Source organism: Flavobacterium sp. AC105, assembly GCF_979258495.1.
The window spans coordinates 4,980,356-4,996,347 of sequence record NZ_OZ409860.1 but is presented as its reverse complement, the minus strand read 5'-3'; the positions used below and the strand labels follow the sequence as shown (position 1 = coordinate 4,996,347).

7 protein-coding genes are annotated in these 15,992 nt (G+C 33.5%); 5 read left to right on the top strand and 2 right to left on the bottom strand.

The annotated features are described in order from the left end of the window. Positions 1-7: 7 nt before the first annotated feature. On the bottom strand, positions 8-3,844 hold the full coding sequence (gene porU, locus ACZ0AH_RS20610) for a type IX secretion system sortase PorU (protein ID WP_463477633.1): 3,837 nt from the start codon (positions 3,842-3,844) through the stop codon (positions 8-10). 214 nt (positions 3,845-4,058) lie between these two features. On the opposite strand from porU, the gene gldJ reads away from it, so the two are divergent. Next, positions 4,059-5,744, top strand: coding sequence for a gliding motility lipoprotein GldJ (gene gldJ, locus ACZ0AH_RS20605; RefSeq protein ID WP_463477632.1), 1,686 nt, complete (start codon positions 4,059-4,061; stop codon positions 5,742-5,744). Between the two features lie 115 nt (positions 5,745-5,859). Next, entirely contained in the window at positions 5,860-7,146 is a 1,287-nt protein-coding gene (locus tag ACZ0AH_RS20600; RefSeq protein WP_463477631.1) for a UDP-N-acetylmuramoyl-tripeptide--D-alanyl-D-alanine ligase, read from the top strand. A gap of 61 nt (positions 7,147-7,207) precedes the next feature. Here ACZ0AH_RS20600 and ACZ0AH_RS20595 read toward each other — a convergent pair whose 3' ends face one another. Then, a complete protein-coding gene (locus ACZ0AH_RS20595; protein WP_463477630.1) occupies positions 7,208-10,078 on the bottom strand; it encodes a triple tyrosine motif-containing protein in 2,871 nt (956 codons plus the stop codon). 345 nt (positions 10,079-10,423) lie between these two features. Here ACZ0AH_RS20595 and ACZ0AH_RS20590 point away from each other — a divergent pair, with 345 nt between their 5' ends. Genes ACZ0AH_RS20590 through ACZ0AH_RS20580 form a run of 3 tightly spaced genes read left to right on the top strand, consistent with a single transcriptional unit; the run spans position 10,424 to position 15,962 of the window. Further along, positions 10,424-13,534 (top strand): SusC/RagA family TonB-linked outer membrane protein, encoded by a 3,111-nt coding sequence (locus tag ACZ0AH_RS20590; protein WP_463477629.1) that lies wholly within the window; start codon positions 10,424-10,426, stop codon positions 13,532-13,534. Between the two features lie 13 nt (positions 13,535-13,547). Further along, the gene (locus ACZ0AH_RS20585) at positions 13,548-15,056 is read left to right on the top strand and encodes a RagB/SusD family nutrient uptake outer membrane protein (RefSeq protein WP_463477628.1); all 1,509 of its coding nucleotides are present in this window, start codon (positions 13,548-13,550) and stop codon (positions 15,054-15,056) included. Positions 15,057-15,101: 45 nt separating this feature from the next. Then, a complete protein-coding gene (locus ACZ0AH_RS20580) occupies positions 15,102-15,962 on the top strand; it encodes a hypothetical protein (RefSeq protein WP_463477627.1) in 861 nt (286 codons plus the stop codon). The last annotated feature ends 30 nt before the right edge of the window (positions 15,963-15,992 follow it).

Sequence of the window (15,992 nt, the reverse complement as noted above, 5' to 3'; positions counted from 1 at the left end):
TATAATATTATAGAATGACAAGTTTTTCGTATTTTTCTGCTTTTTTATTTGTTAAATTAGATTTAACCGTAAGTTTATAAATATAAACTCCTTTCCCGATTCTATCCCCAAAATCATCTCTCCCATCCCATGTTATATCTCTCGATAAGAATCCTTCTGTTGTAATAATTTGATTTTTTGTCCACACAACTTTTCCTGTTATCGTCATGACCTGAACCTGAACTTCTAAGGGTTCGTAAGGTCTGTTATGCGAAAACCAAAATTGGGTGTAGGTTGAAAACGGATTTGGATAATTAAGAACGTGTGTTAATGTCAGGGAATCGTCTCCAACAACTGTAAATTGTATTTCGCTTGTTACAGGATTGTTGTAAACATCCCAGGCCGTAAAACTTATAGTGTGTATTCCCGGAGCTAAATTTCTTAACGGAAAACGTAAATTTCCATTAGTATAATCGTCTAATTTTGTCTGATAATAATCGTTCAGAATATAAGGATTACTAACGTCTCCGTCTAAAATTGCTACAATATCATGTCCGATTCCGCTTGCTGTATTAATCCCATTCTCATCTTCAAGAAATGCCAGTAAAAACGGCGATTCATTGGTGATTCCACCAGACACAAAAGTTTCGTCGTTCATATATAACTTCACTTTTGGATTTATATTGTCCTGAGGTGCATTTTCATTTATTCCTCCTATTTTTATTACACTATTATAACCGGTTTGATTTTCTAATTGTTCGTTTTTCTTCGAATAAAAACTAATTCTGCCATTGTCAACGGGAATTCTGATATCTCTCGGAACAACAAAACTAAATTCAAATTGGCCATTTTTTACAGAAGCATTCCCTCTAAAAATGGTCTCTCCGAGCTTTTTGAAAGATATTGGAGGACTAAATCCGTCATTGTTTAAAGTTGAAGTTGTTATTAATTTATCAAAAATCGCAGTCGATAATTCGCCATTATAATTGCTTAAAAGAATGTTGTTTTCATCTGTAATTTCTCCCGAAATTTTAATTTTTGCCAGTGATTTAAGGTCGGGAATTGGCTGAGAAATCACAATATCATTTACTTTTGTTAAATTAATTCTTGGTTTTGGAATCGCTAACATCAAAGCCGGATCTCCAATATAAAAAATCACATTACTGGACGAACTTGGGTTTTCATTCTTCGATATTCTTAGGGCTTCAGCAATACTTGTATATTGATTTGAACCGTATGAAAATAAATTTTTACTTAGACTGTCATTGAAATTTTCACCATTAAATTGCCCGATAGCACGAATTGTGGTCAACATAGAAATGGCGCCTCCTTTTGGGTTCCAATATGTATATTCTCCTGCTGTTGGTCGTGTAGGGTCATCAAATCGTGAAAATTCGCAAGTGATTGTAATAAATAATGGATATTTATATTGATTGTTTAGGTTTTGACTGTCGGCTTTTTCCCAAATTCGTTCACTTGCCAAGCCATCTTCGCCACCGTGCCCCAGATAATTAAATACTAATGCGCCTTTTTCGAAAGCATCAAAAAAGTCGGTTCTTGCTTTTGGATATCTTGATCCTCCGGCAGAAGCTTCCTGCGTATAAGAATCCATAATAATTTTGCCGACATTTAAGAAAGGTTTTTCAGTCGCAATAACGTCTGCGAGGTTATTTTGATGGGCTTGTATAGTTGCGTCAGAACTGTCGTCAGAGTCGTCACTTACCAGGACTATATTATTCCTCCAATTGCCATAAGATTTGGTATCATGATACTCCAAAACCTTATTTACCATTTCCTGAGCTTGTGCATTATCAGAAACTAACATTCGGCCAACAGTAATATCAATTCCTCCAAAAGGCGATTGAACAATTCCTTCATCAGCATCCATTAGACCAAAAAAATCATCAGAAGCAAACGAAGCTTCTCCGGTAGTATTGCTAATTGGCGATTGATATATAGGTACAATATTATTGTTGTTTGCAATTCTGTCCTTATAATCAAATGAAGTATCTCCAAATAAATTTAAATATTTTATTTTTTTATCCGAAGAAGAAGCATTTTCGTAAATATATTTAATACAGTTTCGAATAGCTGCAATATCTTGTTTGCCCGAAGAAAATTCCTGATAGATGTTTTCGAGAGCAATTACTTTTACATTTAAATTAGAATATGTTCTGTGAAAGCTGGCTAATTTTTCGGCTTGAGAAACTAAAAATTTTGGAGCAACAATTACATAATCGATATCCTGAAAAACATTTTGGGTATTTTTTAAAAGCGTTCCTTTTAAGTTTTGATTTGCAATTTTGGACTGGCTTTCTTTTAAAGGAGTAAAATAATCTGAGGCATCAATTGCAATATATTTTCTGATTTCTCCCAAATTAGCTTTAAAACTAAATGAAGCCTGATTTGGATTTTCAATTTTTGATACATTATATAAGTCAGTAACATCCCAAATTTGAGGAATTCCCTGAGCGTTTCCGATAGTATAATTTACAATTCCGGCAGTTGAACCTGCCAAATCGTATTGAAATTTAAATTGTTTTCCTGTTCCAAGAAGTTTTCTTTTGGCAATTATATTAATGTAATCCAGATATCCTTTTGATCCCGGAACGCCATTATTGTTATAGCTGAGTTTGATTTTTACATTATCAGCACCAGTAAATGTACTTTTATAGGGTGAAAGCAATGTGTCGTATTTTATATCAGAACTTGTAGACAAAGCTTTAAAATTAAAAGTTCCGATACTTTGTCCGTTCGCAGAAACCGCAAATGAAGTAGGAGTGTAGGCTGCCGCAACTGCATTAATCTGAATTTTTACAGGAATTGAAGTCTCAAGATTAGGAAAATTAAAATCGAATTCCTGTTCCTGATTAATATCAAACGATTCTCCAACCCATTGACGTCCTAAATGAACAATGTTTGTCTGGTCGATTTCATGATATTGATAGTCATCAAACGTGTTTAGGTCAAGTGTACTGCTGCCTATTGGTTGATTCAGGGTTGAAATTCGTTTTCCTTCACTGCCTGCAACTGTTACATAATAATAAGATTTTGTGTCGTATAAATTTATATTGGTTTGACTTTCAGCGTTCCAGTTATCAACTCCCTCAGCATAAAAAAGAATATAATCTTCATTATTGAAAACGCCATCGCTTTCTCCAGTAATTTGAATCGTATTTTCTATTAAATCTTCGGGATAATAAATGTTATTGGCTAAAGGAAGCATTCTTCCTCCGTTTCCGTAAATTTTAATTCTTCTTGGATCTACTTTACCCGGATCAAATCCTAAACTTTGCAAAAAGGACTTTGAAATTTTATAAACGCCTGATTTTTCGATGTAAAAGCGATACCAGTCTCCAGAAGCTAAAACGGAATTGTAAACAGCGGCCGATTTTTGAAAAGAAGATGCATTAGCGCTTTTTGATGTTGAATTGTTTGTGGAATAAGAAAAAGATCTAATTTTTTTATAGCCATTTCCGTCCTTTATTATAGGAGATAAAATTAGAAAAACTTGCTTTTGATCTCTTGCATTGCTGATTTTAAGTGTTTCATTTGGTCTTTCAGGAATGCTATTGAGAGATAAATCGCCTAAATCCGAAGTTGAAATTGATTCGTATATAACATTTGTAATTTGAATAGAATTACCTGCTGAATAGCCAGATTGATTCAAATTGAGCATGAGTGTTATGGTTTTTTTTGTAATGTCATACCTGAAACCGTTTCCTGTAAAGTAAGGAATGGTGGTTTTAAAATCACCGTAACTCATCTCTTTTTTGTTTTGCCAATCTATTGTGAAGTTCCCATTTATCTGGGAAAAAGAGATAATTGGAACCAAAAAAATATATAAGATTAGGGCTTGTTTCATTGGTGTGGATAAGGTAATTAATTTAAAAATATTTTAGTAAGTAAAAATATAGTATTTCATGTTATAGTAAATAATAAAAAGTATATTTTTGCGTTCGTAACTATAGGTTATTTTCTGGTAAAAAAACAGCTAAATAAAATTATTAGAACAGATGTTGCTAATTAAATGTTAATTATTATATTGCAGCACCTAAATTTATCACCTAAGAATGAGTATGAAAGTAAACAAAATTGTAGCCTTGCAATTAATGATGTCAATGGTATTGATGTTAGGCACGGCTAGTTGTAGCAAAAAATCGAGTTCAAGCCACGCTTCCAGAGCAACAGGTTGGGATGTAGATAGTCAGAATGGAACTGCTGCTAGAAATGCAGGGAAAAAACAACAGGCTGGTCCTGGTTTAGTTTTTGTTGAAGGAGGTACGTTTACTATGGGTAAAGTACAGGATGATGTTATGCACGATTGGAATAACACACCCACTCAACAGCACGTTCAATCATTCTATATGGATGAAACCGAAGTTACAAACGGTATGTATTTAGAATACCTGGAGTGGCTGAAAAAAGTTTTTCCTCCAACAGAAGAAAATTACAAGAATATTTACGAAGGAGCATCTCCGGATACATTAGTATGGAGAAATCGTTTAGGATATAACGAAACGATGACCAATAATTACTTAAGACACCCTTCATATGCTAACTATCCTGTAGTTGGTGTAAACTGGATTCAGGCAGTTGAATTTAGTAAATGGAGAACGGATCGTGTGAACGAAGCAGTTTTAGAAAAAAACGGATATCTTCAAAAAGGTGCTAAAACCACCGATGTTACTGGTGATAATGCCTTTAATACTGAAGCTTATTTAATGTCTCCTAGTACTTCACGTGGTGGAAGCGAAGAGATTGTTCTAAAGAAAAATCCAAACGGAAGAAAGCCAAAAGCTGGTAAAGATGGTGTGGTTCCTGAAGCGCAAAATGTGTACGCACAACGTTCTTCCGGGGTAATCTTACCTGAATACAGACTTCCTACTGAAGCAGAATGGGAATATGCAGCTGCTGCAGATGTTGGACAAAGAGAATATAATATCTACAAAGGACAAAAGAAATATCCTTGGTCTGGTGATTATACCCGTTCATCAAAACGTAAAAACAAAGGAGATCAATTGGCTAACTTTAAACAAGGAAACGGTGATTACGGTGGAATTGCAGGTTGGTCTGATGATGGTGCAGATATTACAAATGCTGTAAAAAGCTATGCTGCCAATGATTTTGGATTATACGATATGGCTGGAAACGTAGCCGAATGGGTTGCCGATGTTTACAGACCTATTATTGATAATGAAGCAAATGATTTTAACTATTTTAGAGGAAATCAATATGCTAAAAACAAAATTGGTAAAGATGGTAAAGTTGAAATTATCACTAAAGATAATATTCAATATAAAACTTTAAGCAACGGTAAAAAAGTTGCTACAAACTTACCAGGAGAAATTGCTCAGGTTCCAGTTGATGAAAATGAAACTTATTTGAGAACAAACTTCGATAAAAGTGATAATATAAATTATAGAGATGGTGATAAACAATCATCTAAATATTTTGACTTTGGAGATTCTGAATCAGGAGCAAAGGCTGATCAGGCTATGTATAACTCTCCTAAACATAATGTTACAACAGACAGTTTAGGCCAAATGGTTAGAAAATACGATAACTCAAGCAAACGTACAACGTTAATTGATGATAACGTAAGAGTATACAAAGGTGGTTCCTGGAGAGACAGAGCTTACTGGTTAGATCCGGCTCAAAGAAGATATTTCCCACAGGATATGGCAACTGATTACATCGGATTTAGATGTGCAATGTCAAGAGTAGGTGCAAAATCTGAAAGAAGAAAATCGCCTAGAAACTAGGTTTCAGAAATTCCAATAAAAAAATTCCAAATTCCAAAGCTGATTATTTCAGTATGGGATTTGGAATTTTTTTATTGTTTTTTTTCTATTTTTATCATCAATAAAAATCTTATACATGAATATTCAAGACATTCATAACCTGTTTTTACAATGTAAATCAGTTTCAATTGATACAAGGAAAATTGAAAAGGATTCTATGTTTTTTGCTATAAAAGGCGAAAATTTTGATGCAAATACTTTTGCTGCAGCTGCACTAGAACTAGGAGCGTTGTTTGTTATTATAGACAATGCCTCTTATTTTATAGATGAAAGAACAATTCTTGTTCAAAATAGTTTAGAAACGTTGCAGGAACTGGCTAAATTTCATCGTTCTTATTTGAAATTACCTATTGTCGCACTAACAGGAAGTAACGGAAAAACAACAACAAAAGAGCTTATCAATGTAGTTTTGTCTAAAAAATACAAAACAAAAGCCACTGTTGGAAATTTAAATAATCACATTGGTGTTCCTTTGACTTTATTGTCTTTTAATAAAGAAACAGAAATAGGAATTGTCGAAATGGGTGCAAATCATAAAAAAGAAATTGAGTTTTTATGTGAAATTGCCCAACCTGATTATGGTTATATTACCAATTTTGGAAAAGCACATTTAGAAGGTTTTGGCGGCGTTGAAGGCGTAATACAAGGCAAAAGCGAAATGTATCAATATCTTGCCAAAAACGATAAAACCGTATTTGTAAATCTTGAAGATCCTATTCAGGTAGAAAAATCCAATGCGATAAAATCAATTACTTTTGGATTAAATAATGATAAAGCAGATCTTAAAATAAAAAATATTACAGCAAATCCTTTTGTTGTAATAGCGTATGAAGATTTTACGGTAGAATCGCATTTAATAGGTCTTTATAACGCCAATAATATTAATGCAGCAGTTGCTATTGGAAAATACTTTAAAGTAGAGGATGATGAAATAAAACAGGCAATTGAGAATTATATTCCGGAGAATAACAGATCTCAATTATTAAAAAAAGGATCAAACCAAATTATTTTGGATGCTTATAATGCTAATCCGAGTAGTATGGCAGTGGCGATTGCTAATTTTTTGCAATTAGAAAATAAAAATAAAGTAATGATTTTGGGAGATATGTTTGAGTTAGGAAATGAAAGCCAGCAAGAGCATAAAATCATTGTTGATTCTTTAATCAATCAAAATAAATCTGTTTGCTATTTGATTGGAAAAACATTTTTTGATAATAAAATTTCAAGTGAAAATATTACGTTTTTTGAAACCTTTGAATCTTTTTCGAATTATCTCAAAACCATTCAGTTTAATGATAATACCATTTTAATAAAAGGTTCCAGAGGAATGGCACTCGAACGAACTTTAGAATATATATCATAAAAAACAACAACTAAAACAAGAAAGCCATCCGATTATTCATCAGATGGCTTTCTTGTTTTAGTTAAATACTCATCAAGAATCCAATTAAGTTTTCTTTTTTATTTAATCCAAGTTTTTTTCTTAATCTGTATCTGGCTAATTCAACTCCTCCGGTAGAAATATTCATAATTTCGGCTATTTCTTTGGTAGACATATTCATTAATAAATAAGTTGACAAATCCAGTTCTCGTGGAGAAATCGTTGGGTATTTTTCTTTTAATCGTTTTAAGAATTCAAAATGCACGTTTTTAATGTGTTTCTCCAGATCTTTCCAGCTTTTATCTGTATTCACCTCTTTTACAATGCTTTTGTTTAGTTTGCTGACCTGAAATTTGGTAGAATCATCAAGCGCTTCAATGTCAATTTCTTTTAGTTTATGAATAATTCCGTTTAGGATTTTATTTTTCTTTACAACCTGAAGTGAGTTATTTACTAATTCCTTGTCTTTCGCAAGGATTTTTATCTGAAGTTTATCATTCTTCAGCTTTTCAATTTCTTTTTCAAGATCATATTGTTCCTGTCTAATTCTTGATTCCTTCTCAAGATAAAGCCTTCTTTGCTCAATCGTTTCATAATACTTGTTTTTTCTGATTTTCATTTTTACTCGTGTAGAAATAAGATATATTCCTATTATTATAAAAATGAAATAGATCATAAATGCTAAAAAGTGTCTGTACCACGGAGGAGAAACTGAAAACGAAAGCTTTGACGGTTCAGATTGAATTCCGTAACTATTTCGAACTTTTACATTCATCGTGTATTCTCCCTCACGAAGATTGGTGTATTCTTTAATGGATATTGTAGACCAATTGCTCCATTTGTCATCAAAAGGTTCTAATTGATAGGAGAATTCAACATTTTCCAGATTTTCGTAAGTGGGTGATGAAAATGTAAACCGAACATGATTTGACGAATACGGAATGCGGATATTTTCTGTTTTAGTTTGATTATTTCCTAAAATTATAGTGTCGCCGGGAAAAGAGAAACTGCGAATAAAAGCTTTTGGCTTGGTTACAAAATTGTTTAATAATTCAGAATCATAATGCGCTAAACCATCGGTTAAACCAATAAAAATATTTTTGGAGTCAATTGTATTTACAGATAGATAATTACTTACCAAATTACCTGTTAAATTTGAAAATGGCGCTACAATATTTTTATACTCATTATTTTGCTTCATTAAAACGCCTAAAGATTCGTCAAAAGCATACCATAAATTAGATTGCGAATCTTCGCTTAATGCATTTATTACAGGAATGTTTCTGAATAATTTGGATAAGTTTTTGTCTTCATAAAATAAATCCTGCTCTTTTGAATATCTAAAAAAATGATTATTAGTCTGAAAGTAAATTTTATTATCAATTTTTTGAAGACTTCCTATATTTTTATAGCCAGAAGATAATCTGTCAATTTTTTTAATTGATGAAAATCTCGTTAAATCATTACTAAGAGACATTCTATATATAGATTCATCCTTTTTAAGCCATAAATAAGAATCATCAAGTTCAAAACTGTTTGAAGATTTATCAAATCCAATAAGTTGATTTTTGAATGCTAGTCCGCTGGATTTTTTTTCAAAAATTGCAAAACCATCATAATTTGATCCTATAAAAAATCCCGGATGATTTGGTATTGCTTTAAAACCAAAATATCCGTTAGAATCTATAATACGCGATACTGTTCCGCCTTTTATTACCAATGCTCCTCTATTGTTGGCGCAAATAAGTTCATCGTCAACAACCTGAACATTCCAGGATTGTGCTGTTGTGCCTTCTACCAATTTAAAAACATCCTCTTTAAAACTATTATTCCAGGCATGATAAAAAACACCTTGATTTGTAGCGACATATAAATTTCCCTGATGAATTACAGACGCATATACAGTACTAATATCATAACTAAATCCGAAATAAGTAAAAGGAGAACTTTCGTTTACAAATGCAATACCGTTGTCAAGACCTAGCCAGAGATTATTTTTATTGTCTATAAATGAGGTTAATACAGTATTGTTTTGCAGACCTTTTTTTCTGTTGATATGCTGGATTATTTTCCCGTTAAAATCACAAATCGCAATCCCATCAAGAACTGAATTTAAAACGATGAAGTTATTTTTTATGGCCACACCACCTAAAGAGTTGTTTCTTTTTACAAAATTATTAGCTTCTGTATCCCACGGTTTCAAAACATTATTTTCATATATAAACAATCCTTTTTCGAGTGTTATTATTAAGGTCTTGTTTTTAGCTAAAGCATACATTCCCCAAATCTCTGTGTTGTTCAGGCCGGTTGTATTAGGTACGGTATATAACTTCCCGTCTTTATATTCGAGAACACCTTTTTCAGTATCCTGAAAATAAAGTTTATTATTTACTATAAAGGAGAACTGAAAACGTTTTGGTGCTTTAAGTATGGATAGTTTTCCGTTTTTATAAATATAAGCTCTCGCAAAGGATTGAAAAATTGTCTGATTGTTAAAGTTGTGTATCTTCCATATGAAGTCAATAATTTTGATTTTATTTTTATCTACTTTTTTAGCTATAGAAGTATATTTAAGTTTTCCTTTTGCATCTGGTTGAAAATATCCAAATTCATTATATCCACCTACATATATTTTTCCCGAATCATCAATTTTTAAACATCTTACTGAAGTTAAATTTGGCAGTGGATATTTCCGCCATGATGAGCCATCAAATTGTAAAAGGCCATTATTGTTGGCAAAGTATAAGTTTCCGTTCTTATCCTGATCTATATTCCAGTTTTGTGTGCCTCCTTTGTATTCGTTTCGCTTGTAATTTCTTACATCAGGAAGACCAATGTTTTTAACCTGTCCAAAAAATGTAATTGTGAATAATGTAAAAAAAGTAATATAAAAATATGATTTTATCAATTTCATAATTTTTTTTATTTGTTTTAAATTTTTAGACTTAAGTATTTGGTTTGTAGTGTTTTGTATAGTTTTTTAACGAACTATTTCGATGTAGAATGTGTTTTACTTTATAAAAATAAGCAATCTTATACAACTGTAGTGTTTATTTTTGCAATTAACATTTTGATAACATCTTTAATTTTAATTTTAATATATTGAAAATTAAATATATATAAAAAAAATGATGTGTTTTTGTAATGTTATAAAATTTGATTTGATGTGTTTTTGTAAGGAAATTTAATTGTTGATAGTAAAAAAATAACATTATTATTGCATCAAATTACTAATTAATTAACCAAAATTTTTAGAAAAATGAAATTAACAAAATTACTTATTTTTTGTGTTTCGTCTTTGTTATTCTCGGTTATAGCTGTGGCTCAGGATGTCACGGTAAACGGGATGATAAACGATGAAAGTGGAATGCCAGTTCCAGGTGCTTCGATTGTATTAAAAGGTACAACTAAGTCTACGGCATCAGATTTTGATGGGAAATTCCAAATTCAAGTGCCTTCAAACGGTGTTTTGACAGTTACTTTTATTGGATACGCTCCAGTTAGTGAAGCTGTGAACGGTAGAACAAAAATTACAATTCAACTAAAACCTGAATCGCAATCATTGAATGAGGTTGTAGTTGTAGGATACGGAACTCAAAAGAAAGCAGTAGTTACAGGAGCAATTTCTAGTGTAAAAGCGGCAGATCTTGAGAAAGTACCAAACGGTCGTGTTGAACAAGCATTACAAGGTAGGGTTTCTGGTGTTACTGTAGCGGCAAGCTCGGGACAGCCAGGTTCTGGATCAACTATTCGTGTACGTGGTATTACAACTTTTGGAGACGGAGGTAATAATCCTCTTTGGGTTGTAGACGGTAACGTTGTTGATGCAGGTGGTATTAACTTCTTAAATCAATCAGACATTGAGTCTATTGAGGTTCTTAAAGATGCTGCTTCGGCTGCAATCTATGGTACTCGTGCTGCAACTGGGGTAATTTTAGTTACGACTAAAAAAGGGAAATCAGGAAAAATATCAGTTAATTATACTGGATTTTCAGGAGTTTCTCAACCAGCAAAAAAGTTAGACCTATTAGATGCAACTCAATATGCTACTATCATGAATGAGAAATCAGTAGCAAATGGTGGTTCACTTGTATATCCAAATCCTTCAGCATTAGGAAAAGGTACGGATTGGCAAGATGCAATTTTTAATAACAACGCTTACAGATATTCTCATGAATTAAGCTTTAGTGGTGGTGGAGAATTTTCTACTTTCTATGCTTCTTTTGGTCTTCAGGATCAACAAGGTATCGTAGCAACTGATATTTCTAATTATACTAAAAAGACTTTCCGTTTAAACTCTACTCATAAAATATCTAAATATTTTACGTTTGGACAAACGTTTGCTTATGCAAGACAAAAAAGTGTTGGTATTGGAAATACAAACAGTGAATTTGGTGGACCTTTAAGTTCTGCAATCAACCTTGATCCAACTACTCCTTTAGTAGTAACTGATCCAGCTGTTGCTAATGCAGCTCCATATTCTACTAATCCTGTTGTTCGTGATGCAAACGGAAATCCTTACGGAATTTCTAGTGTTGTTGGACAAGAGATGTCAAATCCATTAGGATACATTCAAACAAGATTAGGCGCTTACAACTGGTCTGATGATTTTGTTGGAAATGCTTATCTTGAGACTAACATTACAAGCCATTTAAAATTTAGAACTACTTTAGGAGGTAAATTATCTTACTATGGAGATACAGGATTTACACCAGTTTATTACCTAGGTGCTAACGTAAACGTTCTTAAAAATAACTATCACCAGAACAACAACAAATCTTTTGCCTGGAATATAGAAAATGTTGCTACTTACTCTAATAGATTTGGAGATCATAACATTAATATCTTAGCAGGTCAGGGAACTTACGTTGATAATATTGGTGGTTATGTTGGAGCAGCAATGTACGGTTTGCCTATTACAAGCTACAAAGATGCTTCTTTCAACTTTGATATTCCTCAATCTGACAGAACAAGCGGAACAAGTGATCTTGTAGAGCATAAAGTAACTTCGTTATTTGCTCGTTTGAACTATGACTATAAAGAAAAATATCTTTTAACAGGAGTAATTCGTCGTGATGGATCAACTCGTTTTGGAGAAAATCATAAATGGGGTAATTTCCCTTCATTCTCTTTAGGATGGGTAGTTTCTAAAGAAGAATTCTGGAAAGAAAACAACATCGTTAATACATTAAAATTCCGTGGAGGTTATGGAGTTGTAGGTAATGACCAGGTTGCTGATTTTAGATATATCTCATTAGTAAACGGTGGATATAACTACGCTTTTGGAAATACAGGTAACATCACAACAGGTTATGCTAACGTAACTCTTGATAACCCTGATTTGAAATGGGAAGAAACTTCTCAGACAAGTATTGGTTTTGATGCAAGAATATTAAATGATTTCAACCTTACTATTGATTATTACAAGAAAAGAACAACTGGTATCTTACAACCAGTGGTTATTCCTGGATATGTTGGAGTTGCTGAGCAACCATGGGCTAACGTTGCTGATATGAACAATACAGGTCTTGAGTTTGAATTAGGTTACAAGAAAAAATTGGGTGATTTTAACTTAGGTGTTAATGGAAACCTTTCTACATTGAAAAATGAAATTACTTACATTGGAGCTACTGCTGATTATATTGAAGGTAATGCTTCTTTCCAATCTATGGGTGCTGTTACAAGAACTGAAGTAGGTCATTCATACAATGAATTTTACGGATACAAATCAGCTGGTATTTTCCAAAATCAAGCAGAGATTGATAATTATAAAAATGCTGCCGGAGGTTTAATTCAGCCAGGTGCTAAACCAGGGGATTTCCGTTGGGTAGATAATAATGGTGACGGATCTATCTCAGATCAGGATAAACAATATTTAGGAACAAGTTTACCAAAATTAACTTTCGGTTTGACTTTGAACTTAGATTACAAAAACTTTGACTTAATGGCGTTTGCTCAAGGAACTTCTGGAAGCAAAATTTTCCAAGGACTACGCAGATTAGATATCTTGAATGCTAACTACCAAACTTCAGCTTTAGACCGTTGGACAGGAGAAGGAACATCAAATGATTATCCAAGACTTACAAACAATGATACAAACGGTAACTTTAGTAAAATGTCTGATTTCTATCTTGAAAGCGGAGATTACATTCGTTTGAAAATTGTACAAGTAGGATATACACTTCCTGTTAGTTTGTCATCAAAAATTGGAGCTGATAAAATTCGTTTCTACCTTACTGGAGAAAACTTAGTTACGTTTACTAAATATACTGGATATGATCCTGAAATTGGAGGTCAAGTATTTGGTATAGATAGAGGTGTTTATCCACAAGCAAGATCTTTCATGCTTGGAGCTAACTTATCATTTTAATACATAAAGAATCATGAAAAATTTTAAATACAAATACATATACGTTGCAGTTGCAATGGCTGTTTTAGGGTCTTGTTCTGAAGATTTTGTTACTCTTCAGCCTAAAGGATCTTTCCTTTCAAGTAATTACTACCAAAATGAGCAACAAGCAACAGCTGCGCTTGTTGGAGTTTATGATCCGTTAAGAAAAAATACTGGTGGATTTGAAAACATGGTAGCTATGTTAAATGCCGGATCAGATGATTTCTATGCTGGTGGTGGTAGTGCTTCAGATGGTAACGGAATTCAAAATTTCTCAAGCCACTCTTTAACATCATTAATTATTCCTGGAAGTTTCTGGAATGACCATTATCAAGGAGTTTACAGAGCTAACGTTTTATTATCTAAAATGGATGGTGTTGATATGTCTGCTGCTTTAAAAGTTAGATTTACAGCAGAAACAAAAACATTAAGAGCTTTATACTATTTCAACTTGGTTAGAATGTTTAAAAACATTCCGCTTATTCTTGAGCCATTAACAACATCTACAATGTTAAATGTTGAACAAGCAGCTCCGGAAGCAGTATATGCACAAATTGAAAAAGATTTGCTGGAAGCGATTCCTGGTTTACCAACAAGTGTTAATGCAGCATCAGAGTCTGGACGTCTTACCAGAGTTTCTGCTCAGGCATTATTAGGAAAAGTTTATTTATATGATGGAAAAAAACCAGAAGCTGCTGCAGTTCTTGCTGAAGTAAACGGTACACCTGGTGGAACAAACCAATATGGAAATAAATTGTTGGCTAAATTCAGCGATTTATGGGTTACATCTAACAAATACAACGCTGAATCACTTATTGAGGTTTCTCATACAAGTGCTGGTAACTCAAACTGGGATTTCTGGGGTTCAGGAAGAGACGAAGGAAACTCATTAAACGTTATGGTTGGACCTAGAGGTTATTCAAGACCTGCTAATTCACCTGCACCAGACCTTCCTTCAGGATGGAGTTTTAGTGTTCCTACACAAAAATTATACGATGCAATTAAAAATGACCCAAGATTTGATGCTACAATTTTAGATATGAAAGCTTTAAAAGCTGCTGGAACTGCAGATTATATTGCTGGAAATGCTGATACAGGTTACTTCCTGAACAAATTCTTGCCAAGACAATCAGACGTTCGTACTGGTGGTGGAGCTGCAGAGTTAAATTACAAACAGGATTCATACGTAATCAGACTTGCAGATACTTACTTATTAGAAGCTGAAGCATTAGGTTCTGGACCAAGAGCACAAGCATTATTAGATGCAGTTAGAGCGAGAGTTGGTTTAACACCAGTTCCTGTAACATTGGCTGCTATTAAAAATGAAAGAAGATTAGAGCTTGCTGGTGAAGGACACAGATTCTTTGACTTAGTAAGATGGGGAGATGCAGCTGCAGCATTATCTGACAGAGGATTTGACGCCGGTACAGATGAAGTTTTCCCAATTCCTCACGTAGAGTTAGTTGGAACTAAATTGAAACAAAACCCTAACTACGAATAACAGATTAACTATCTAACCAAAAATAACCACAAAAATAACCACAAAATGAACCTAAATATAAATTTAAATAAAAGTGTATTCCTAATGCTAGCTTTAGCATTAGGTACACTAATAAGCTGCGACGATGAAGTTGGAGCAGGAAATGGCTTAACAGCCACTAATGTTGATGCTTCATTTACAGTTGAACCAGTTGCAGGAGCAGTAAATACATATCTTTTAACAGCTCAGCCAAAAGGAGTTATTGCTTCAAAATGGAATACTGGTGAAGGCGATGACATGGGCAAAATGACTCAGACTATCGTATTACCGGATGCAGGAACTTATACAATTACACACACAGCTATTGGAGCAGGTGGTGCAACAGGAACAGCAACAGCTCCGCTTGTTGTAGCAACTTCTGATCCTGTAAGAGGGAATTTGGTTAAAGGCGGTTCTTTTAAAACTGCTGAAGATCAGGCTAACTGGAAAAAAGTAATTTACGGTGCTGGTGGAAACTGGACATTTAGTGACAAAGGCGCAACTGTTGCCGGAGGTCACGCCGGAATCTATCAGGCAATTGATGTTGTGGCTAACAAAGAGTACACAATTGATATGACTGTTACAGGAGGTGCATCAACTGATATGTGGTTTGAAGTTTACGCAGGTAAAGCAGACCCAGCTGTAACTAGTGGAGATTATAGTGACGGAGGAAAAGTAATGGGACTAAATACTTGGGATGGTTGCGGTAAAACTGCAATTTCAGGTAAATTATCTGCTATCGGATGTACTAAAAATGCAAAACTAGATGCAGTAAGCAATGTAGTTAAATTTGATATTACAGGTAAAGTTTACTTGATGATTAGATGTGGTGGCGGAATTGCTGCCGGTGGTATTACTATCAAAAGCGTTGAATTACGCGGAAAATAAAAGATTAAGTTAAGTTTAAGTTTGGTTGTA

What these genes read in the sequence shown, in the direction of transcription:
- porU (WP_463477633.1), bottom strand. Translation starts at nt 3,844, where the DNA reads ATGAAACAAGCCCTAATCTTATATATTTTTTTGGTTCCAATTATCTCT.
- ACZ0AH_RS20580 (WP_463477627.1), top strand. Translation starts at nt 15,102, where the DNA reads ATGAACCTAAATATAAATTTAAATAAAAGTGTATTCCTAATGCTAGCT.
- ACZ0AH_RS20595 (WP_463477630.1), bottom strand. Translation starts at nt 10,078, where the DNA reads ATGAAATTGATAAAATCATATTTTTATATTACTTTTTTTACATTATTC.
- ACZ0AH_RS20590 (WP_463477629.1), top strand. Translation starts at nt 10,424, where the DNA reads ATGAAATTAACAAAATTACTTATTTTTTGTGTTTCGTCTTTGTTATTC.
- gldJ (WP_463477632.1), top strand. Translation starts at nt 4,059, where the DNA reads ATGAAAGTAAACAAAATTGTAGCCTTGCAATTAATGATGTCAATGGTA.
- ACZ0AH_RS20585 (WP_463477628.1), top strand. Translation starts at nt 13,548, where the DNA reads ATGAAAAATTTTAAATACAAATACATATACGTTGCAGTTGCAATGGCT.
- ACZ0AH_RS20600 (WP_463477631.1), top strand. Translation starts at nt 5,860, where the DNA reads ATGAATATTCAAGACATTCATAACCTGTTTTTACAATGTAAATCAGTT.